General features: G+C 49.2%; 23 protein-coding genes. 18 read left to right on the top strand and 5 right to left on the bottom strand.

Annotated features, from left to right (window positions below; all coding sequences use genetic code 11):
• The first annotated feature begins 4 nt into the window (after window positions 1-4).
• The 4 genes from CWE09_RS12100 to trhA all read left to right on the top strand — a co-directional run bounded on the left by CWE09_RS12100 (window position 5) and on the right by trhA (window position 2,091).
• Window positions 5-715: an SDR family NAD(P)-dependent oxidoreductase gene (locus CWE09_RS12100; RefSeq protein WP_126804317.1), complete on the top strand. Its 711-nt coding sequence runs from the start codon at window positions 5-7 to the stop codon at window positions 713-715.
• Window positions 716-784: 69 nt separating this feature from the next.
• The gene (locus tag CWE09_RS12105) at window positions 785-1,072 is read left to right on the top strand and encodes a hypothetical protein (protein WP_126804318.1); all 288 of its coding nucleotides are present in this window, start codon (window positions 785-787) and stop codon (window positions 1,070-1,072) included.
• A gap of 84 nt (window positions 1,073-1,156) precedes the next feature.
• A complete protein-coding gene (locus CWE09_RS12110; RefSeq protein WP_126804319.1) occupies window positions 1,157-1,417 on the top strand; it encodes a DUF3081 domain-containing protein in 261 nt (86 codons plus the stop codon).
• A gap of 23 nt (window positions 1,418-1,440) precedes the next feature.
• Window positions 1,441-2,091, top strand: coding sequence for a PAQR family membrane homeostasis protein TrhA (trhA, locus tag CWE09_RS12115; RefSeq protein WP_126804320.1), 651 nt, complete (start codon window positions 1,441-1,443; stop codon window positions 2,089-2,091).
• Between the two features lie 167 nt (window positions 2,092-2,258).
• Here trhA and typA read toward each other — a convergent pair whose 3' ends face one another.
• The gene (typA, locus tag CWE09_RS12120) at window positions 2,259-4,106 is read right to left on the bottom strand and encodes a translational GTPase TypA (RefSeq protein ID WP_126804321.1); all 1,848 of its coding nucleotides are present in this window, start codon (window positions 4,104-4,106) and stop codon (window positions 2,259-2,261) included.
• Window positions 4,107-4,226: 120 nt separating this feature from the next.
• Complete coding sequence (locus tag CWE09_RS12125) at window positions 4,227-5,948, bottom strand: sensor histidine kinase (RefSeq protein WP_126804322.1); 1,722 nt, start codon at window positions 5,946-5,948, stop codon at window positions 4,227-4,229.
• Window positions 5,949-6,233: 285 nt separating this feature from the next.
• On the opposite strand from CWE09_RS12125, the gene glnA reads away from it, so the two are divergent.
• The 6 genes from glnA (at window position 6,234) to CWE09_RS12155 (ending at window position 13,443) form a co-directional block, all read left to right on the top strand.
• Complete coding sequence (glnA, locus tag CWE09_RS12130; RefSeq protein WP_126804323.1) at window positions 6,234-7,643, top strand: glutamate--ammonia ligase; 1,410 nt, start codon at window positions 6,234-6,236, stop codon at window positions 7,641-7,643.
• 142 nt (window positions 7,644-7,785) lie between these two features.
• Window positions 7,786-8,862 carry a nitrogen regulation protein NR(II) gene (gene glnL, locus CWE09_RS12135; protein WP_126804324.1) on the top strand — a complete coding sequence of 359 codons (1,077 nt, stop codon included), beginning with the start codon at window positions 7,786-7,788 and terminating at the stop codon, window positions 8,860-8,862.
• A complete protein-coding gene (gene ntrC, locus CWE09_RS12140; protein WP_126804325.1) occupies window positions 8,859-10,244 on the top strand; it encodes a nitrogen regulation protein NR(I) in 1,386 nt (461 codons plus the stop codon). Before glnL ends, ntrC begins: the two co-directional genes overlap by 4 nt.
• Before the next feature lie 103 nt (window positions 10,245-10,347).
• Window positions 10,348-11,031, top strand: coding sequence for a response regulator transcription factor (locus CWE09_RS12145; RefSeq protein ID WP_126804326.1), 684 nt, complete (start codon window positions 10,348-10,350; stop codon window positions 11,029-11,031).
• A 99-nt stretch (window positions 11,032-11,130) separates the two neighbouring features.
• The gene (locus CWE09_RS12150; protein WP_198679788.1) at window positions 11,131-12,408 is read left to right on the top strand and encodes a sensor histidine kinase; all 1,278 of its coding nucleotides are present in this window, start codon (window positions 11,131-11,133) and stop codon (window positions 12,406-12,408) included.
• A 30-nt stretch (window positions 12,409-12,438) separates the two neighbouring features.
• Entirely contained in the window at window positions 12,439-13,443 is a 1,005-nt protein-coding gene (locus CWE09_RS12155; protein ID WP_126804328.1) for an alpha/beta fold hydrolase, read from the top strand.
• Here the strand turns inward: CWE09_RS12155 and CWE09_RS12160 are convergent.
• Window positions 13,440-13,904, bottom strand: a complete 465-nt coding sequence (locus CWE09_RS12160) for a tRNA (cytidine(34)-2'-O)-methyltransferase (RefSeq protein ID WP_126804329.1) — start codon at window positions 13,902-13,904, stop codon at window positions 13,440-13,442. The two genes, CWE09_RS12155 and CWE09_RS12160, sit on opposite strands and share 4 nt — an antisense overlap.
• A 184-nt stretch (window positions 13,905-14,088) precedes the next feature.
• On the opposite strand from CWE09_RS12160, the gene CWE09_RS12165 reads away from it, so the two are divergent.
• The 3 genes from CWE09_RS12165 to CWE09_RS12175 are packed head-to-tail and all read left to right on the top strand — an operon-like array spanning window position 14,089 to window position 16,388.
• Complete coding sequence (locus CWE09_RS12165) at window positions 14,089-15,762, top strand: type 1 glutamine amidotransferase family protein (protein WP_126804330.1); 1,674 nt, start codon at window positions 14,089-14,091, stop codon at window positions 15,760-15,762.
• Window positions 15,763-15,786: 24 nt separating this feature from the next.
• Window positions 15,787-16,080: a Bor family protein gene (locus tag CWE09_RS12170; protein ID WP_126804331.1), complete on the top strand. Its 294-nt coding sequence runs from the start codon at window positions 15,787-15,789 to the stop codon at window positions 16,078-16,080.
• A gap of 14 nt (window positions 16,081-16,094) precedes the next feature.
• Window positions 16,095-16,388 (top strand): Bor/Iss family lipoprotein, encoded by a 294-nt coding sequence (locus tag CWE09_RS12175; RefSeq protein ID WP_126804332.1) that lies wholly within the window; start codon window positions 16,095-16,097, stop codon window positions 16,386-16,388.
• Window positions 16,389-16,439: 51 nt separating this feature from the next.
• Here the strand turns inward: CWE09_RS12175 and pyrE are convergent, their stop codons facing one another.
• Both pyrE and rph read right to left on the bottom strand, forming a co-directional pair.
• Window positions 16,440-17,081, bottom strand: coding sequence for an orotate phosphoribosyltransferase (gene pyrE / locus CWE09_RS12180; RefSeq protein WP_126804333.1), 642 nt, complete (start codon window positions 17,079-17,081; stop codon window positions 16,440-16,442).
• Window positions 17,081-17,794 carry a ribonuclease PH gene (gene rph, locus CWE09_RS12185; RefSeq protein ID WP_126804334.1) on the bottom strand — a complete coding sequence of 238 codons (714 nt, stop codon included), beginning with the start codon at window positions 17,792-17,794 and terminating at the stop codon, window positions 17,081-17,083. Before rph ends, pyrE begins: the two co-directional genes overlap by 1 nt.
• Before the next feature lie 156 nt (window positions 17,795-17,950).
• Here rph and CWE09_RS12190 point away from each other — a divergent pair, with 156 nt between their 5' ends.
• The 5 genes from CWE09_RS12190 (at window position 17,951) to CWE09_RS12205 (ending at window position 21,606) form a co-directional block, all read left to right on the top strand.
• Window positions 17,951-18,814 (top strand): YicC/YloC family endoribonuclease, encoded by an 864-nt coding sequence (locus CWE09_RS12190; protein ID WP_126804535.1) that lies wholly within the window; start codon window positions 17,951-17,953, stop codon window positions 18,812-18,814.
• A gap of 292 nt (window positions 18,815-19,106) precedes the next feature.
• On the top strand, window positions 19,107-19,265 hold the full coding sequence (locus CWE09_RS14215) for a hypothetical protein (protein ID WP_198679790.1): 159 nt from the start codon (window positions 19,107-19,109) through the stop codon (window positions 19,263-19,265).
• A gap of 64 nt (window positions 19,266-19,329) precedes the next feature.
• On the top strand, window positions 19,330-19,848 hold the full coding sequence (locus CWE09_RS14265) for a Fic/DOC family protein (RefSeq protein WP_275541099.1): 519 nt from the start codon (window positions 19,330-19,332) through the stop codon (window positions 19,846-19,848).
• A gap of 369 nt (window positions 19,849-20,217) precedes the next feature.
• Entirely contained in the window at window positions 20,218-20,613 is a 396-nt protein-coding gene (locus tag CWE09_RS12200) for a winged helix-turn-helix transcriptional regulator (protein ID WP_126804335.1), read from the top strand.
• Between the two features lie 219 nt (window positions 20,614-20,832).
• On the top strand, window positions 20,833-21,606 hold the full coding sequence (locus CWE09_RS12205) for a HipA domain-containing protein (RefSeq protein ID WP_126804336.1): 774 nt from the start codon (window positions 20,833-20,835) through the stop codon (window positions 21,604-21,606).
• Window positions 21,607-21,624 lie beyond the last annotated feature (18 nt).

The raw sequence follows: 21,624 nt of genomic DNA on the forward strand, positions 1-21,624 counted from the left end.
TTCAATGAAATTACTATTGATTGGGGCTGGTGGTGGTCTTGGCCGTGCGTTGTTGCAGCACTATCTGGAATATTGTGATGAAATTCACGCCATCAGCCGCCGTAGTCGGCCTTTGTCTTTGCCTGCTCAGGTGCACTGGCATGAACTGGAAGGGGAGCTGGATGATTATCAGCAGCTTTGTTTGCGTTGGTCTGAAGCAGGAGAAAAGTTTGACGGGGTTATCAGCACTATCGGCTGGCTTCATCAGGGCGACTGGCAGCCGGAACGGCGTATAGAAGCTTTGAATCAAGAGCAGTTACAGTCGTATTTTAATGTAAATGCCATTATGCCGATCATGTTGTTGCAGGCAATTAAACCACTGTTGCCAAAAAAGAAGCCCTGCTTTGTAGTTCAGCTAGGTGCTAAAGTGGGCAGTATCAGCGATAATCAACTGGGTGGCTGGTATGGTTACCGCGCCTCAAAAGCTGCCCTGAATATGCTTTTTAAAACGGCGGCTATTGAGTTTAAACGTACTCACAAACAGCTAAGCCTGGCGGTTATTCATCCGGGTACAACTGATAGTGATTTATCCGAACCCTTTCAGCAGCGCATAGAGCCGGGCAAGTTATATACCGCCGAACAAAGCGCGGCCAGAATTGCGTCAGTCATTGAACAGCTAAAGCCTGCCTCTAGTGGCGGTTTCTGGTTTTGGGACGGAACAGCGCTTCCTTACTAACAGCGACTTGCCGGAGCTTCGAAAGTGGTTCATGCTAGTTGCAATAACGATAACTAATAAAGGTGTAATATGAATTATTTTCTGGCTTTGGTGCTTCCTCCTCTGGCTCTTTACTTAAGTGGCAAAAGGCTGCAGGTAGTAATCAGCCTGGTGCTCTTCGTAATGGCTATCTGGACTCTTTGGCTGGCTAATGAGGAAATTTTCATGGGCGGCTATGCAGCAGGCCCGGTACTTTATGTTATCTCTTTAATCCATGCTTTTGTTTTTGTACATCGCTTTTATCAGCAAGAAGCGGGTGAGGTTCACCCTCATCGTGGAACTGATACGCAGTCTAAACCAACAGATAAAACTGAATAAATCAAAAAGTTGTCTTGAAAGCAAGAGGGGCTGGTGCCATCTTAATCTATATAACTTGGTGGCTTGCCCCAGTGGAGATAACTGATGAAAAATGAACTCGATACCCGAGAAATCCTGGCTGTATTTGAAAAGATCCGCAATCATGGTGAATTGAAGGACGAGCGCTATCAACTTGCTGGCGTGACTGCTTTTACTGATCATGATGGTTATACCGTGTTCATGGAAGACGCCAGCGTTAAATTACGTACCGGCTTTCACAATACCTATCATCTGGATTATTCATCCCAACGCGACGCAGAAAACTTCCTCAAAAAACTCCATCAAATCGATCGTGATTACGAATAAAAAAAGCAAAGGGTCTTTTCAATATGAGTTCAGCAAAATATTCATTAGGTGAGGAAATTGCTCACTCGGTAAGTCATGGCATTGGTGTGATACTTAGTGGTGTTGGCCTGGGGTTTCTGATTTGGTTATCGCTTGAGTACGGCGATGCCTGGCATTTGGCGAGCAGCATTATTTATGGCTTTTCTTTAATTCTGCTATATAGCGCTTCAACTCTGTATCACGCAATTACCAACGAGAAAGCCAAACGGTTTTTTCAGCTTATGGACCATTCGGCAATTTTTGTGCTTATTGCCGGTACCTATACGCCCTTTGCGCTGGTCAGTCTGCGCGGTCCCTGGGGCTGGAGCCTTTTTGCGGTGGTCTGGACCATCGCTTTTGCGGGGATTCTGCTGGAAACCTTAAAAAAAGAACGCATTAAATGGCTCTCATTAACGCTGTATCTGGGTCTTGGCTGGATGGCACTGATTGTTATTAAGCCAATGCTGGAAATGGTACCTGCCGCCGGGCTTTGGTTCTTGTTGGCGGGGGGCTTAAGCTATTCGTTAGGGGTTATCTTTTATGTACGCAAACAGATGCTGTATCACCATGCGATATGGCATTTATTTGTGCTGGCGGGTAGCCTGCTGCATTTCTTTGCGGTTATCTATGGCGTTATTCTGCCAGCCCAGTCGTAGTATCAAACGTGAGGTCTAAGTCAGGTATAACTCAGGTATAACTCAGGTATAACTCAGGTATAGCTGAGGTATAGCTGAGGTATAAATAAGGCATAAAAAAATGACCCGGCGTCAATAATAAAACTGACACCGGGTCACTTACTTTCTGGCCTGGACTCTAAAGAGGTTTAAGACTCTTTAGGAGCACGGCCTGCACGTTTGCGGTCATTCTCGGTAAGTAACTTCTTACGTACCCGAATTGACTGCGGTGTGATTTCAACCAGCTCATCGTCATCAATAAACTCAAGAGCCTGCTCCAGAGTCAGCTTAATGGCTGTGCTCAGAACCTGAGCTTCGTCCGTTCCGGATGCCCGCACGTTGGTCAGCTGCTTGCCTTTAAGGCAGTTAACAGTCAGGTCATTAGAGCGGTTATGAATACCAATAATCTGGCCTTCATAAACTTCATCGCCGTGCGAAGCCATCAGGCGACCACGTTCCTGCAGGTTAAACAGTGAATACGTCAGCGCTTTACCCTGAGCGTTAGAAACCAATACTCCGTTCATGCGCTGACCGATTTTGCCACCTTTATGCGGACCATAATGGTCGAAGGTGTGGTACATCAGACCGGTACCTGAAGTCAGTGTCATGAAGTCTGTCTGGAAGCCAATCAAACCACGGCTTGGCACCATGAAGTCGATGCGTACACGGCCTTTACCGTCTGGCAGCATGTCGGTCATTTCAGCTTTACGTAAACCTAAAGCTTCCATAACAGAACCCTGGTGCTGCTCTTCGATATCAACCATTACGTTCTCAAAAGGTTCCTGTTTCTTGCCATCAACTTCCTTGATGATAACTTCAGGACGAGATACAGCTAATTCAAAACCTTCACGGCGCATGTTTTCAATCAATACACCTAAGTGCAGTTCACCACGACCAGAAACGCGGAATTTATCCGGGTTTTCAGTTTCTTCGACACGCAGTGCTACGTTGTGCACAAGTTCCTGTTGCAGACGCTCGAGAATTTGACGTGAGGTAACGAACTTACCTTCTTTACCCGCGAAAGGTGACGTGTTGACCTGGAAGGTCATGGTTACTGTAGGTTCGTCAACAGAAAGCGGTGGCATGGCTTCAGCATGACCTAAGGCACATACGGTGTCGGAAATTTTCAGTTCGCCTAAACCTGTGATAGCGCAGATATCGCCAGCACCGGCAGAGGTGATTTCCATACGGTCGAGACCCAGGTAACCAAATACTTTACCTATTTTGCCCTGACGGCTGCTGCCATCAGCACTGACGATAGTCACTGCCTGGTTTACTTTGATACTGCCGCGGCGAATACGGCCAATGCCGATAACGCCAACGTAGCTAGAGTAATCCAGTTGCGAGATTTGCATCTGCAGGTGGCCTTCAGGATCTGCTTCTGGCGGCGCTACTTTGTCGACAATAGCTTGCAGCAACTGAGTCATGTCTTCAGTCTGTTCTTCCTGGTCCATCGAAGCCCAACCCAGCAGTGCAGAAGCGTAGACGATAGGGAAGTCGAGCTGTTCGTCGGTTGCGCCAAGGTTGTCAAATAGATCAAATACCTGCTCTACGGCCCAATCGATACGCGCGCCTGGACGGTCAACTTTGTTGATAACAACAATAGGTTTAAGGCCATGCGCGAACGCTTTTTGCGTTACAAAGCGCGTTTGTGGCATAGGACCGTCTACGGCATCAACCAACAAAAGTACTGAATCCGCCATGGATAAAACACGCTCAACTTCACCGCCGAAATCGGCGTGGCCAGGAGTGTCCAGAATATTGATGTGGTAGTCGTTCCACTTAATGGCGGTGTTTTTCGCCAGGATAGTAATGCCACGTTCTTTTTCAAGGTCGTTAGAGTCCATGATGCGCTCTTCCTGCTCACCGCGGCTCTCAAGAGTGCCAGACTGCTGTAACAACTTATCGACGAGTGTAGTTTTACCGTGATCCACGTGGGCGATAATGGCGATGTTTCTTAACTTGTTGATATCTTTACCGTTAGCTTGGTCGGTCATATAGTACTTCTTTCATTGTGCGCTCGTCCCGAAGGCATAGAGCGATCTGATTAAAAACTGGTCGCAGATTATACAGGTAACTGGCCTAGTTCTCTAACTTTATTCTGCGAAGTATGCGGATCAGGCTACGTTTTCGGTGTTTTTAGCGTGCTCAGGGGTGTTTGTGGGGAGGGTAATAATAAATTCGGTGCCCTGGTTCGGGTTGCTGATGACCCGTATGGTGCCGCGAAGCACATTTTCTATCAGGTTGTAGCTGATATGCAACCCGAGGCCGCTGCCGCCTTTGCCCATGGTGGTAGTGAAAAAAGGCTCAAAAATACGCTCTTTTACTGCTTTGCTCATACCTGCCCCGTTATCTTTAAAAGAAATTTGTATCTGGTTATCGTCTAAACGGTATGCGTTCAGGGATATTTTTCCTTTCTCTTTGTCATTAAAGGCGTGCGCCAGGCTATTGGTGACCAGGTTATTCAGCACCTGACCTAAGGCACCGGGGTAACTTAGCATTTTAATATCGCTCTCCAACTCGAGCGAAGTGGAGTGTGGTGTGCGTTTGAGCATGGGCTCGAGCGTGCGAAATACCTCGTTAACATAATCTTTAAGATCGAAGGCCCGTTTGCGGTCACTGGTCTGGTCCACCGCAACCTGTTTAAAGCTGTTGATAAGATCAGCTGCACGGTGCGAGTTTTGCTGCATCAGGCGACTGGCCTCGTACAGCACCTGGTAGAATTCATGCTGCTCGGCAATACCAAGAGCTTCTCCCTGATTAAGCTTTTTCTGTAGCTTATGAACGCGATCCTCTATCAGTGAGGAAGCCATCAGGGTATTGCCAATCGGCGTATTGAGCTCATGCGCAATACCGGCAACCAGACTGCCCAGTGAGGCCATTTTTTCCTGTTGAATAAGCTGGCGTTGTGCACGTTGCAAGCCACGGAAGGTGGCTTTAAGCTCTCGTGTTTTTGAGTCGACCTGAAGCTGTATTTGGTCTTGTTGAAACAGCACCTGGTGTACCGCAAAGGCCATCAGCAACGAGATAAAAAGACCAATGATCATAATCACAATATAAAATGACTCATCGGCATAACCGTCGTAGTCAGCATCAAATAGCCAATTGAGTTGCCATTGGTAGTCACCCATATCAATAGCGACCTGGTGTTCGGCCTCCGGTGAGGTACGCAAGGCGGGTAGCGTGGCATGGTTAAAGTCGCCAGTAAGCGGGTGATAAACTTCCAGGGTCGTGCCGTCGAGCAACAGGTTCTGGGTCACGCGCTGCAGGATACCGTCGAAATCAATCAATGCCAGCAGCACTCCCGCTTCACCGGCATTACTGGAGGTCAGCGCCATGCTCAGGTAGCTGGTTTCCTGATGTGAAAATAAGGCGCCGGTGATCAGCTCCGGGGATGATCCCTGAGCCTTTAACAAGGTATCGACTATCTCCCCGGGGACCGGGTAACCGGTCATTTCGGGCAGAAATGGCAGATTGCCCGCCGCCTGACGTACTATGAATTGCCCCTGCTCATTGGGCTCTGCAAAAGCCAGTGAAATTGGACTATCACGATGAGTAATACTAATAAATTGCTGATGAGCTTCAATCAGTTCCTGCTGAGTCACTTCTTCGGAACCTTCATAAAGAATAGCCGCACTAATTAGGGGTTCGCGCTCGCGTTCAACCCGATAATGTAATTCAGAGCTAAGTCGCTCCGCTTCAGCTATGGAGTTAAGCTGCCAGATCTGAAAACTATTATGTAGTACATACCAGCTAAAAAAGGCAGTCAGGGCAAAGCCTGCCAGTAGGGTTGCTATGACTGCATAAATACGCTGTTGTTTAATTCGAGTCCGTTTCATACTGATATGTTAAAAAAAGTTTATAAAGCTACCTTTATCATTGTCTTAAATGCGGAGCAATGCTCCGATAACTGTTAGGATGAGTTTACTTGGTGCAGTTGCGCACCAAAATGGTGCGCTTGTGGCGGGTGATTCACAGTCACTGGCGATATATTATTTTTAAGCTATTGTTTTATATATAGTTATCAAAGTTGGTGCAATGCTTGCTACGCTTATTGGTAGTTGACTGACTAAGTCTTTGAATATCTTAGTAACAAGTTTATTTTACACACCTGGAGGATCGGCATGTCCGTTCAAGAGATTCTTAAGCAAATCGAAGAAAAAGAAATTAAGTTTGTAGATCTGCGCTTTACTGATACTAAAGGCAAAGAGCAGCACGTCACTATTCCTGTATCGGCAGTTGATGAGGAATTCTTCGAAGAAGGCAAAATGTTTGACGGCTCGTCTATTTCTGGCTGGAAAGGTATTAATGAATCCGACATGGTACTTAAGCCGGATCCTTCTACTGCGGTTATTGACCCTTTTTCTGACGCGCTGATGCTGAATATCCGTTGCGATATTCTGGAGCCGGATACTATGCAGGGTTACGATCGTGATCCGCGTTCAGTAGCCAAACGCGCTGAAGAATATCTGATTTCTACTGGTATTGCTGACACCGTATTAATAGGTCCAGAGCCGGAATTCTTCATTTTCGATGACGTTCGTTTCCATACTGACATGAGCGGCTCTTTTTATAAGATCGACTCAGAAGAAGCTAAATGGAACTCAGGTTCTGACTATGCAGAAGGTAACCTGGCTCACCGTCCTGGCGTCAAAGGCGGCTACTTCCCGGTACCACCGGTTGATTCGTCACATGATATTCGTAGCCTGATGTGTGAAACCATGGAAGAGATGGGGCTGGTCATTGAAGCGCATCACCATGAAGTAGCAACAGCGGGTCAGAACGAAATTGCTACGCGTTATAACACGCTGGTGAAAAAAGCAGACGAGATGCAGATTTTCAAATATGTAGTGCATAACGTAGCCCATGCCTATGGCAAAACAGCTACTTTCATGCCAAAACCTATCGTTGGCGATAATGGTTCAGGCATGCATGTGCACCAGTCTCTGGCTAAAGACGGTAAGAATCTGTTTGCCGGTGACAAATATGGCGGGCTTTCTGAAACCGCACTGTATTACATTGGCGGTATCATCAAGCATGCTAAGGCATTGAATGCCTTCACTAACCCTTCTACTAACTCGTACAAGCGACTGGTTCCAGGTTTTGAAGCTCCGGTAATGCTGGCGTATTCAGCGCGTAACCGTTCGGCTTCTATTCGTATCCCTGTAGTACCTAGTGCTAAGGCACGTCGGATTGAGGCTCGTTTCCCGGACCCAGTGGCTAACCCTTATCTGGCCTTTACGGCGCTGATGATGGCTGGTCTGGACGGCATTCAGAACAAAATCCATCCTGGCGACGCTATGGATAAGGATTTATATGACCTGCCACCGGAAGAAGCTGCAGAAATTCCACAGGTCGCCACGTCACTTGGCGAGGCTCTGGCGGAACTGGACAAAGATCGGGCCTTCTTAACCGCAGGCGGTGTTATGACTGACGAAATGATTGATGCGTACATCGATCTGAAACAGCAGGAAGTCGAAACACTGAACAAAACAACTCACCCAGTTGAGTTTGATATGTACTACAGCGCGTAATTCGTAGGTACAGATAGAAGCCGGCCTGCACCTGCGTGTATGGTCGGCTTTTTTTTTGACTTACGGATATTACCTTGCAGATTGCCTTGCAGAGAGAACGGGGATGCACCAGAATGGTGCGTGCTATTTTTAGGAGCCACCAATGACAGCGCAGGCTATTTTACAACAAATGGTAACCGCGATACTTATCATTGATAGCAACGGACTTATCCGTTTTGCTAATGCTTCTGCTGAAAGTATTCTGGCTGGCAGTTCCCGACGCCTCAAAGACGCGCCACTGGAGAGTCTTTTCCAATATTCCAGTTTCGATTTCCATATCCTGCATGAAGCCCAGCAGCAGCAGAAAAGCCTGTCCGACAGTGATGTTTCGCTGGTTTTGCATGATGGCAAGACAATGACTGTGGAACTGGTCGTATCGCCCTGTGAACTGGATAACGGTGAGAGCGGGCAATTGCTGGAATTACGTCAGGTGGACCTTATTCGTCGCCTGAATCAGGAACAGGCTCAACAGCATCAGTTAGCGGCCGCGCAAAAACTAGTTCGTGGGTTGGCCCATGAAATTAAAAACCCCTTAGGCGGCATTCGTGGCGCCGCACAATTGCTCGCGGGAAAGCTCGCAGAAGCGGGGTTACGAGAATATACGCAGCTTATCATTACCCAGTCGGATCGGCTGCGCGAACTGGTAGACCGGCTACTGGGCCCCAATCAGCCAGGTCAGCGACAGAATAAGAACCTGCATGAGCTGATTGAAAATAGCTTGCAGGTATTGTCGCTGGATAAACCCGAAGGGGTCGCTTTTATCAAAGATTATGACCCCAGCATTCCAGAAATCCGGGTAGCTGGCCATCAGTTGGAGCAGGTACTGCTTAACATTATCAAAAATGCGGTGCTGGCTGTGGGACAACAAGGCAATGTCACAGTACGCACTCGTGTAGTGCATCAGGAAACTATTTATGGCAAACGTTATCGGCAGTGTGCCCTGGTAAAAATTGTCGATAGCGGACCGGGTATCGACCCGCTGCTAAAAGACACCTTGTTTTATCCGTTAGTGAGTGGCCGTGAAGGCGGCACCGGGCTGGGGCTTTCTATTGCACAGTCTCTGGTACACCAGCATGCAGGAAAGATTGAAGTGAATAGTCGCCCCGGACATACCGAATTTGTAATTTATATTCCCTACTCAGAAGAAGAAATTTATGCAGATAAGGAATCGATAGCATGAGCAGTTCGGTCTGGATTCTGGATGATGACGAATCAATACGCTGGGTGCTGGAACGCGCCTTCAGTGATGCGGGGTGGGAAACTCAGGTATTTGCTGATCCAGAAGGTTTCCTGGCCTGTTGCAATCAGGCTGAACGCAGCCTGGCATGGCCTGACTTAGTGCTCACCGATGTACGTATGCCAGGTATGGACGGCATGCAGGTACTGGCAGAACTGCAACGCAAAGCACCACGACTACCCGTACTGGTTATGACCGCTCATTCAGATCTGGATAGTGCGGTGAGCGCCTATAAAGGCGGAGCTTTTGAATACCTGCCAAAACCCTTTGATTTAGATGAAGTGCTGCAGGTTGCAGAGCGCGCGGTCAGAGCCAGAAAACATAATTCGAAAGCGGCTGTTGCTGAACCTGTGACCGATATTATCGGCGAAGCCCCTGCTATGCAGGAAGTATTTCGCGCCGTGGGACGGCTATCGCGCTCCAGTGTGAGCGTGTTACTGACTGGCGCGTCGGGCACGGGTAAAGAGCTGGTTGCTCATGCATTGCACAAACACAGCAAACGCGCGAATAAACCTTTTGTGGCGCTGAACATGGCGGCCATTCCTGCAGAACTTATAGAGTCAGAGCTTTTTGGCCATGAAAAAGGGGCCTTCACCGGAGCTTTGCAAAAACGTATCGGGCGTTTTCAGCAAGCCGATGGCGGGACTTTATTCTTGGATGAAATTGGCGATATGCCGGTTGCAGTGCAAACCCGGCTTTTGCGCGTGCTGGCGGAAGGGCAGTTCTACCCGGTGGGCAGTCATCAACTGGTCAGTACCGATGTTCGCATTATTGCAGCCACGCATCAGGATTTACGTAAAGCAGTAGCTGCGGGTCGCTTTCGTGACGATTTATATCACCGTCTGAATGTTATTCACGTGCGCTTGCCCACACTGGCGGAGCGGCGTGATGATATTGCGGCACTGGCCCGGTACTTTTTAACTCAGGCTTCAGTGGAGCTGGATATGCCGGTAAAACGTCTGTCCACGCAGGCGTTACATGCATTAAAAGCGGCACCCTGGCCGGGGAACGTAAGGCAACTGGAGAACACCTGCCGATGGTTAACAGTGATGGCCCCGAGCGATGAGGTCGATGTTGGCGATCTGCCCGATGATATTCTAACCAGTACAGAAACCATTAATGAAAATAATTGGGCAACCACTCTACAAAAGGAATTGGACCGCGCTTTTCGTGGCAAAAAAGCAAATGCTTTACAACCTTTTGAAAAACAATTTAAGGAACTTGCCATGCAGGCTGCACTCAAAGCTAGTGGCGGTCACCGCCAACAGGCTGCGCAAATTCTAGGCTGGGGTCGCAACACCTTGACACGAAAACTAAAAACGTAAATATTCGGTAAAACAGACGGATTTGTACAGCGATCTTTCTAAAAAGCTGTAGAGTGTAAAGAACGAAAATGACACTCAATTAAGAAGAGTTAAGGATACTGTCATGGCAAATATATTACTGATTGATGATGATGTTGATTTGGGTTCGATGCTTCGTGAATATTTAGCGCGCGACGGCATGCAACTGACAACCGCAGAAGATGGTGAAGAGGGGCTTGAAGTTGCCTCTGACGGCGAGTTTGACCTTATTTTATTGGATATCATGCTGCCTAAAATTGATGGTCTGCAGTTACTTAAAAAATTACGTCAGCGTGAAGTGAATACCAGCGTTATTATGCTGACAGCTCGTGGTGAAGATGTTGACCGTGTAGTAGGTTTGGAGCTGGGCGCAGACGATTATCTGGCGAAGCCCTTTTACCCACGGGAACTGGTAGCGCGCATTAAAGCTTTGTTAAGACGCAGCCGCACCAGCAATACGGTTCCAACCGAAGAGAAACTACATTTTGCAGGCTTTGTAATGGATTCAGCGGCCGCAGAAGTGAACTGCGATCAGCAATCACTGGTGTTAACACCGACAGAGTTTGATATTCTGCGTTGCTTACTGACTCATCATGGTCAGCTGGTTACCAAAGAAAGCCTTTCTAACCTGGCTTTAGGTCGTCAGTTAGGTCCATTTGACCGTTCGCTGGATGTGCATATTAGCAATATCCGTAAAAAATTACCGAATCGGCCTGAGCGCATTCAAACCGTGCGGGGACGAGGTTACCGAGTAGCAGAAGAAGCCTAAATGCAAGGAAACAGACGAACGCGGTGGTACCAATCGTTAACATTGCGTTTGTTAGCGTTTTTTTGGCTTCTATTATTGTTGGCTTTAGCAGGTGCCTTCATGTCGGCGCTATATTTAACGCGCCCGGTACAGCCAGAGATGATGGACAGTGATTTTGAACGTACACTGAGCCCTATTCTGAGTCAGTCTGATAACTACGAGTTGTTGCAGCCAGGCCGTTTACTGGTGGGTGACTATCGTGTGGTTGCCCGTAAAGGTGGACCCGAGGATTCAGGCCTGGAATTGACTCCTGGTCTGGCGCAGGAAACCGCCGCCGCAGCTATTCGTTTATTAAATCAGGACACTCCCTTACAAATGCCGGTGCGCGGTAACATGGTTGCTGGCCCTTTTCCTATGGGCAGTGCCCATCTGGTTATCAGTCGCCCATTAACCGTGGACGAACTGGCAGAACTGGAAAACCAGGATCTCCAGGACTGGTTGCCCAACATTATGTGGATGGCAGTAGCGATCAGTGGCTTCGGCGCTCTGGTGCTGGGTGTCTGGTTTGTAATGCCGTTGAAGCGACTACGTACAGCAACCCGTGAAATTGCAGCAGGCAGTGCTGAACCTAATCTTGGTCGTCTGCCCAGACGTCGCGACGAACTTGGTGAACTGGCTCGTACATTAGGCTCCACAGCTATAGAGCTGGCCACATCAAGAGATGCTCAGCGTCGCTTGTTAAGTGACGTTTCCCATGAATTGAGGTCCCCCCTGGCGCGCTTGCAGGTCGCGCTGGATCTATTGGAAACTGAAGACGTTAAGAATTCTACCCATTGGCAACAACTCGAAAAGGATATTTTTCGGCTGGCTGGCATTATTGACAGTATCCTGTGGCTGTCGCGGTTAGAGAACGGCATTAGCCAGTTAGAGCGGGAACCAGTTAGCCTGGGTCATTTACTGAACGACCTGCGTGGGGACCTTATATATGAACACCCCGAGTACAAAGGGCGTCTGCTGTTACCTGAAGAAGATTTACCAACCCTTGAAACCGACCCGATTTTGTTGCGCCTGGCGATAGAAAACCTGGTCCGCAACGGCTTCCAGTATGGGCCTGAAGAAGGTAAGGTATTTATTACCGCTGATATAACAGGCACACAGTGCTGCCTGAAAATACTCGATGAAGGGCCGGGTGTGGATGAAAGTAAACTTGGCGAGCTTTTTGTGCCATTTTTCCGTGCCGACCCTTCCCGCCACCATGGCGCTGGCGTGGGGCTTGGCCTGGCGCTTTGTCAGCGTGCAAGTACGGTTTTAGGTGGGGATATTGAAGCGCGCAACCATCCTGAGGGTGGCTTTGAAGCGACCTTCTGCTTACCATTGAATGTAACTAAGAAAAAATAGCGCAACACAAAACACGAACAAGGACAGCATGTGATTAACGATCCTAAGCAGTGGCTGCTTAAGCGTCCCAGCGATGATCATCCCGAATGGGCCCTGTGGGCGGACCGCGAGCTGCAGTCTTTCTGGGAGCAGGTGCAGGAAGCCAGCTTTACGGCGGCCGATGAAGTGAAGCTGCACTACGCTTTTTATCAGCATCCGAAAAGCCGTGGCTGGGTGGTGATATCGCCCGGTCGTATCGAGTGTTACATCAAGTATAAAGAATTGATGCTGGAAGTTGCCGCGCAGGGGTATTCGGTAGCCACTATCGATCATCGCGGCCAGGGCTTTTCTGAACGTATCAGTGACCACCCTCAACATGGTCATGTTGAGCACTTTGACGATTTTGTGCGCGACTTTGCTGATTTTATGCTAGAGCTTAAAGCGCTTATTGGTGAACAGCCCTGTTACCTGCTGGCGCATTCCATGGGCGGCGCTATAGGTTCGCTATACATGGCCAGTTATCCGCACCCGTTTCGGGCCGCGGCCTTGAGTGCCCCTATGATGGGCGTGCACACTCAGCCAGTACCTGCGACGATTGTTAATTCTTTCGTGCGCCTGGGCCATTGGCTGAACGCAAAGCTGGCAGGCAACCGTCCACGTTATGTCACCGGCATGCAGGACTACAGCGACTGCACTTTTGAAGCCAATGAATTGACCCACAGCCAGGCACGTTATCAGTGGTTTCGTGCACTTTATCTGGACAATCCGCAGGTTCAGGTGGGAGGGCCAACCTGGCAGTGGCTGATGCAGTCGATGGAGGCGATGGAGGAGTTACCAAGGGTCGCTCCTGTTATTAAAACGCCTTTGCTTATTTTGCAGGCGGAGCAGGACCGTATTGTAAAACCAGAGCCACAAAAGGACTTCATGAGGTTGCTGACGCATCCGTTGAGCCGTCTACAACAAGTCAGAGGCAGTTACCATGAAATTCTCATGGAGAGCGATAATATTCGTGAACCGGCAATCAGGTCTATATTCGATTTCTTCGAACAGAATTAGACGCCGCCGTCAAATCCGTGCTGACGCCAGGCTTCGTAACTGATGATGGCCACGGCGTTCGACAGATTGAGACTGCGGGCATCTGACTGCATAGGTATACGAATACGCTGGTCGGGTGGAATATTATCGCGCACCGCGTCGGGCAGGCCACTGGTTTCAGAACCAAACAAAAGTATATCTCCCGCTTGATATTCGATTTCGGTGTACGGGCGACTACCTTTGGTTGTACAGGCCAGAATACGCTGATTAGGCATGGCCTGAACAAAAGCCGCATAATCAGGATAACGGGTAACATTGGCAAGATCATGGTAATCAAGCCCGGCACGGCGTAATTTCTTTTCCTCAAAATCGAACCCCATGGGCTCAATAATATGCAGGCTGCAGCCATTATTGGCGGCCAGGCGGATAATATTGCCAGCATTCGGCGCTATTCGTGGTTCGTATAAAGCGATATGGAACATAGACTGATAGTCACAGTAGTTATTGGCAGTTCAGCGCTACACTTTACTACCGAATGGCATTGAAGTTTAGTGGAAATGTAGGCGATGCCACCGTATTATGCCCTGCTGAACCATCTGCTTAATTTATGGTCATTTTCTGGTGTGGTGGTATTCAGCCACAGTGTAGTACTGAAATGAGGTTGATATGAAAAATACAGGCATGCAATGGGTCGCGGTTCTATCGCTATTACTGGGGGTAAGCTTTACCGCCAGTGCCGACGACGACAATGAACCGAACTGGAACCTGATGCTGATGGGGAATGAGCCGCAGATTTGTTCCAGCATGAACCAGGACGCCTGTAGTTCAAAGGACTGGATCCAGGCTAACGACATGCGCACCGCGCGTTTATTTAACCTCAGTGACGTGCGTCGCAAAGAAGCCATGCGCCGTGCTATCTGGCCCCGCGAACGAGACGAAATTCGTGACCGCCTGACGCTGGTACTGGAAGAAATGGCAGACTATTTTGGTTATGGCGTCGTGCCAGAGTATCGTTTTGTCGATCGCCTGCGTTCACGTGCCTACCTGGATCTGCTCTCAGAAATTACTGAAGCGGAATATAATCGTCTTCTGGATAGCTTGGAAATGCCCCGTTTGAAAGGCCTGAACGAAGAGGTGAACCTGGCAGAAACCAAAGGTTCCAGTGCAAACCTGCTACGTGAATTTGTGGCCATGGCGGCAGCGAATAGCGGAAATGAAGAGCCTTTAATCCTTGTGGTAACCGCTTCTGCGAGAGACTCCTTTCGTGATATCGAACTTTACCAACAGGCTTTTGCCGCTGCCGGCGCTCAGGTTAAATGGCTGCCGGTTGATGCAACGCTAAACCGCGCTCAGCGCGAAGGGTTATGTGAAAGTCTGGACTCACTGCGTCGTAGCACCACGGGGAATTACGATCGGGCCCGGGTGTATCCGAATTTCCATCGTCAGCAACAGGCATTTTGTACCAATAAAGATGCCTGGAAAGAGTTAGTGGCGGAAGCCGATGCGCTCTTTATTAACGACGGCAATCAAAGCCTGACGCGACAGACGTTTTTTCTCCGCGATGACGAGCCTACAGAATTGTTGGTGGGTATTCATGCAGCGATGCGCGCCGGTGAACTGGTCGTTGGCGGTGCCGGTGCAGGGGCCGTAGCTATGTCTTCAGGCACCATGGTTACCAGTGGCAATAGCCGCGAAGCGATGAAAGGCGGATCTCACGCACGTCGTCCAGCCGCGATAGGTTGTGAAATTGACGGCACTTGCCCGCGCGGTTTAGGAACGGACAGCCTTACGTATCATGCTATGGGCGGCCTGGGTTTATATCCTTATGGCGTTATCGACACCGAGGTTTCAGAGCGTGGGCGTCAGGCCCGTATGCTGCGTCTTGCTGCTGATACCGCTACTCCGCTAGCTATGGGTATTGACCGTGATACCGCGCTATTCATGAATACCGACAGCGGACAGTTTGCGGTACGTGGAAGCGGCGGTGTTATTATGCTGGAAAGTAGCCAGGGTAACGAAAACATGGTCGCTGGTAACTTTCACTTCCTCCGCCATAAAAGTAGCGGTAGGATAAGCCATTCAGGTGTCAGTGATATTCTGCTGGCAGAGCAGTCTCGTTACCGCCCTGAATCAACGACCACCCGTTTCCTGGGTGACACAGGTGTGTATGACAATCTGCAGCGCCTATGTGAAGGGCGGCCCCAGGTTCAGCTGTTGCAGGAAGACTTTAGTTTACTCATGCAGCGTACTGATGATACTGAGTTCAAACCGACGCAGGGTCGCTGTCAGGTGACCAACGCCACTATAGGCGTAGCCTGGCAGCCAGAGGAACAACGTTAATAATAAAAATAGGGATATCTAAGTATGAAATCAGCAGTAAAAGCCTGTATCGTCGGCGCCGCTCTGGCGTTGACGGCGTGCTCTAGCGTGACTATCCAGCCGGAACAGGGCGCCAAAATTGTTTCTGAACCGGACTATCAGCAGTCAAAGCCTTTCTTTTTATGGGGCCTGGCAGGTGAACACCGGATAGATGTGGCAGAAGTATGTGGTGGCAATGAACCTCGCCAGATGCAGTCGCTACACACTCCGGTTGATGGTGTTCTCAACATCGTGACACTTGGAATCTATGCACCATTAACTGCCAGAGTCTGGTGTTGAGAAGGAGCTTGACCATGAAAAAAATGATTACAGCAGCAGCGGTTGCGCTGACGTTAAGTGCTTGTTCAACTATTCACTTTGATCGTGATGATACAGCAGTGACCTCACCAGAGGTGAGTCAGTGGCACCATAACTTTGTGCTGGCACTTTACGAAGCAAGCGATCCGGTTGATCTGAACTATGCTTGTAGAGGTGAGGATAAACAGTGGAGCACGGTCCGTACTGAGCAAAGCTTTGTAAATGGATTGGCGGGAAGCTTTACTTACGCGTTATGGTCACCAAAAACGGTGGCTGTTACCTGCGAATAACACAGTTACATTGAATCTGTAAAAAGGGCCCTGCATGCAGGGCCCTTTTTGTTAGATGCCGTATAAATCCTGATAAGCTTTTACTTTCGCCAGATTCTCTTCCTGCCCCGGCTGTTCAGCCAGGTAGGTAACCAGGTCGGTTAAGGTCACTATAGCAATAACCTGGGCATTGTAATCCCGCTCAACTTCCTGAATCGCAGACAGCTCGCCTTTGCCCCGTTCCTGACGATCCAGAGCAATCAATACCCCGGCCAGGCTGGCGTTATTCGCCTGCACTATGTCCATCGACTCGCGAATTGCGGTGCCTGCAGTAATCACGTCATCGACCAGCATAATGCGGCCCTGCAAGGGTGAACCCACTAAGTTACCGCCTTCGCCATGGTTTTTGGCTTCTTTGCGGTTAAAGCAATAAGGCACATCCTGCTGATGGTGCTCGAATAGGCTGATAGCCGTGGCACTGGCAATAGGAATGCCTTTATAAGCCGGGCCGAACAGCACGTCGAATTCAATGCCTGAGTCGGCTAAAGCAGTGGCGTAATAACGTCCCAGCCGGGCTAAATCAGCGCCGCTGTTAAATAAGCCGGCGTTAAAAAAGTAAGGGCTGGTGCGGCCTGATTTTAAGGTGAACTCACCAAACTTCAGCACGCCTTTACTTAAAGCAAATTCTATAAAGTCGCGTTGATAGTCTTTCATTAGTTCAGCGCCTCTTTTTGCAGGTCGTTGAGTTCACGAATCGAATGGCGGGCCAGTTCTACCAGCGCATTCATTTCGTCGATAGAGAAAGGTTCACCTTCGGCGGTGCCCTGCACTTCAATGATTTTGCCACTGTCAGTCATGACTACGTTCATATCAGTGTCGGCAGCTGAATCTTCTTCGTACTGCAAATCACTGATAGGCTCGCCCTTGTAGATACCTACAGAAATAGCCGCGACCATAGTTTGCAGTGGGTTTACTTTAATCATGCCGCTTTTACGCATGTGATTGATGGCATCGACCATAGCCACACAGGCACCGGTAATAGAGGCAGTGCGGGTGCCACCGTCGGCCTGAATTACGTCGCAATCTACAGTGATGGTGTTCTCACCCAACGCGCTTAAGTCGATAGCAGCACGCAGTGAACGACCGATCAGACGTTGGATTTCGAGTGTACGGCCACCTTGCTTGCCGCGGCTGGCTTCACGCCCAGAGCGGGTGTGAGTAGCCCGTGGCAGCATGCCGTATTCGGCAGTAACCCAACCCTGGCCTTTGCCTTTTAAGAAGCGCGGTACGCCTTTTTCAACGCTGGCATTACACAGCACTTTGGTGTCGCCGAATTCAATCAGTACGCTGCCTTCTGCGTGGCGAGTGTAGTTACGGGTAATAGTAACCGGGCGAATTTGTTGTGCAGTACGGCCGTCTGGGCGCATAGGAACCTCAATGCTTCATAGGTGGATGGGAAAACGCGCCTATTATAGGCATTTTCAATACTTTTAGCCATGACTGCGGGGGCTGCTTCTGTTCATTGACCAGTAGCGCAGTTATACTTGGCACCATATCTGGAAATGAAAAACAGGAATGAAAATATGATTTACAGCATGACCGCGTATGCCCGTGAAGAAGTGAAAGGCGATTGGGGCAGCGCCGTTTGGGAATTACGCTCAGTGAATCAAAGATATCTGGAAACCTATTTTCGTTTGCCCGAGCAGTTTCGCGGCCTGGAAAGTGTCTTACGCGAACGGCTGCGCAAGCAGTTACAACGCGGCAAAGTAGAATGCCATCTGCGTTTTACCCCAAGCGAAGGCGCCGATGCTGACTTGGTGGTTAATGAACCGCTGGCCAAAGCCGTATTGCGTGGCGCCGAGTGGGTTCAGAGCCAGGGCGGTAATGCGGGCATTAACCCGTTAGACGTGCTGCGCTGGCCGGGCGTGATCAGCAGCTCTGAACTGGATATGGATACTATTCAGCAGGAAATGATGGCTGGCTTTGAGCGGGTAATGGAAGACTTCATCGCCAACCGCGCGAGCGAAGGCGCTAACATGGGCAAGCTGATCCAGGACCGTCTGGATGCTATCTCTAAGCAAGCCGGCCAGGTGCGCGAGCAAATGCCCGCCGTGCTGGAATGGCAACGCGAGCGCTTACTGACCAAATTTGAAGAAGCAAAAATCGAACTGGAATCGCAGCGTGTAGAGCAGGAAATGGTCATGCTGGCGCAAAAAACCGACGTCGCTGAAGAACTCGACCGTTTAGACTCGCACATCAAAGAAACCCGCATCGCCCTTAACAAAGGCGGAGCCGTAGGTCGTCGCCTCGACTTCATGATGCAGGAGTTCAACCGCGAAGCCAACACCCTCGGCTCCAAGTCCATCAACGCCGACATCACCAACGCCGCCGTCGAGCTCAAAGTCCTCATCGAGCAGATGCGCGAGCAGATCCAAAACATCGAATAATCCCACATGCTGCAACGGCAGGTGGAACCTGCCCTACGATTTCGCTGTAGGGCAGGCCGCGCCTGCCGTTGCGGGGTTTTTCTTTGTTCATAACTCTATAACGTCACCATCCCATATCGAATCTGTCCTTGGGGTTACCTGTCGACTCCTCAGGATCGAAGAAAAATAGCCAGAGCTCGATCAATCTTTTGCGGGCAATCGTTCTACGGAGTCCGAAGCATTTAAGAGTGGCTCACAGATGGAAATATCGCCGTTAATAGGTTAAAATATAACGAAAGTTAGGAGCGTATTTATGTCAAACACAGCAACCAAAATTACCGGTGAGCGCAAGGCTAAATTTAGCCCTGATATGGAAAATTATAAGGTCAGCCTGAGCTACGAAGGGCTGTCGTTGAAAAAAGGCAGCGAACATAAGTCTATCGCAGATCTAAAACGCCAGTATGCGCGATAAGTAGGGTGTTGAGCACGATAGCTACTGCTACCCAGGTTCAGATGTTTTAATCAACCTGTTAAATATCAGAGATGCGGACAAACTTGCTGAAGCAGAAGCTGAGTTTACTGCAACGCGCTACAGAACGTATGAATCTCGGCAACTCTCAGTTACAACCCTCTCATTCAAACACTTTCAGTACCTGCATCACCATCTTTTTCAAGACTTGTATGAGTGGGCTGGTAAACCACGCGAAGTTGACATTTCAAAAGGAAAGACTAGGTTTTGCACTTGGTCTCGAATCCAACCTGAGGCAAGAAAGCTGTTTGCCACAGTCCCCGCGTTAACCCTTTCAAATAATGAATCGGATTTAATTACCAAGGTTGCAGATCTGTATTGTGAAATGAATATCTTGCACCCATTCAGGGAAGGTAACGGGCGTGTTCAACGTTTTTTCTTTGAAGAGCTGCTATTTACACTTGGTTATGAATTAAAATGGCCAAAAATCTCCAGAGAAACGTGGATCGACGCAAATGTCGCTGGTTATGAGCTTGATCTAAAGCCATTAGAAACCATATTCGCGCAAGCACTAATTAAGCGCTAGTCCCGCACATCCAGTAGAAAACAAAAGATGAGTATACTGGTGGGTTTGGTTAGAAAATTAACGAATATACCCGTCTAAGCTACTGATTAATTTGGTAAATATTTCACTGATCGATAAGCAGATCCAAGACATCGAATAACCCTATACACCGCTACGGCAGGTCGAGCCTGCCGTAGCCACTACTGTGGTTCTTTGCTATAACATCTAAACAGCTTTCTTTATTTGATGCATGAATCTCTGCGTTTGTTCAGGCTTAATGTATATTTATTGTTTAAATTCATGTGATTACAGTTATATTGATTGATGCGTGAAGCGTGATTTAAAATGCAATTCAACCATGATTAATAAGAGTTTACCGGGATTTTAAGTATGAGTGATGCAGAAAGTAACATTATTTCAATATTGCAGACTGGCCCTGCATCCTCTGCTGATCTCGCTCAGCGACTCAACCTGGATACGTCGACTGTCACGCGGCGTTTAAGTGCTATGGGGGCGCAGGTCATTCGGGCGGGGAAAGGTCGCTCAACTCGCTGGTATTTATCACGAGCTCTTCCTTTGCTGGCTGGTCAGTCAAGGGCTGATGACAGTGTTTTCCCCATTTATCGTGTTAACCCTGATGGTAGCATGACAAAAATTGCCAATCTGCATGTGGTTTATCCGCAGGATGCGTTTTTAGTGGAATTTTTTCGGGTTAACTCCACTGGCCAGACTAAAACGGAATGGCATTTTTATGAGTCGCTGCCATGGTGGTTAGCGGACATGTGACCACAGGGTTTTCTTGGTCGTTCATTCGCCCATGAATTACGCCGTAATGGAGAGAGGTTAGATTCGAATCCGGCGAAGTGGAGTGAAGATGTAACCCTTGCGGTTTTAGTCAAGTATCCGCAGGACCATGTCGGTAACCTGTTAGTGGGGAATGAAGCGTACCAGCGTTGGTTAGCTAACGAGCCATCCGCGGTATCTAGCGACAAGGAGGCCGGCGACTTGGCTGAGGCTATTGCCCGCGGCGAGCATTTCGATTCATCAGCCCAGGGCGAGCAACCCAAATTTACCGCCCGGCTAAACGAAGGCGACTGCCTGGTGAAGTTTACTGGTCGCGTAGAGCAGCGCGAGATTGAATCGGTGCCTGGTCGCTGGGCTGACTTATTGCATGCAGAAGCACTGGCAGCTGGTGCTCTCAATCAAGCCTGGCCAAATATGGCGGCGCCAAACCGCAGCTTTGAAGTCAGCCAGCGTACCTTACTGGCATCAGAGCGTTTTGACAGGACACCGCAAGGTGGCCGTATCGGCGTGATCTCCTTTGCTAGTTTAGATGCGGAGTTTCTGGGCAGGGCGAGTGAAAACTGGCCAGTCATTGCCGACGGGCTTCACCAGCAGAAAGTCATTACCGAAAAAGCGGCAACACAATGCAAAGTCGCCTGGGCATTTGGTCAGTTGATTGCAAACTCGGATATGCATTTGGGTAATGTTTCGGCGCTGAATATGAGCGGCCGCCCCTACGAGCTTGCGCCCATCTATGACATGTTACCGATGCATTATTCACCGAAACCCACCGGCGACCTGCCTGCAGATGCATTTCAGATTCACATGGACCCGGCAGTGTCTCGGGTTTGTTGGGAGCAGGCCTACCCAGCCGCTATTCTATTCTGGCAGCGTGTCTTAAAGCACTCGGCTATTAGCGAGCAGTTCAAAACCCTGGCCAGGCAGCAGTTGCAGGTTGTGAAAGAGTTTGAGGTGGTGATCCGCAAGATGGCTTAGGGTTTGGTGCAAATTTTT

Source organism: Aliidiomarina minuta, from assembly GCF_003987145.1.
GTDB lineage: Bacteria > Pseudomonadota > Gammaproteobacteria > Enterobacterales > Alteromonadaceae > Aliidiomarina > Aliidiomarina minuta.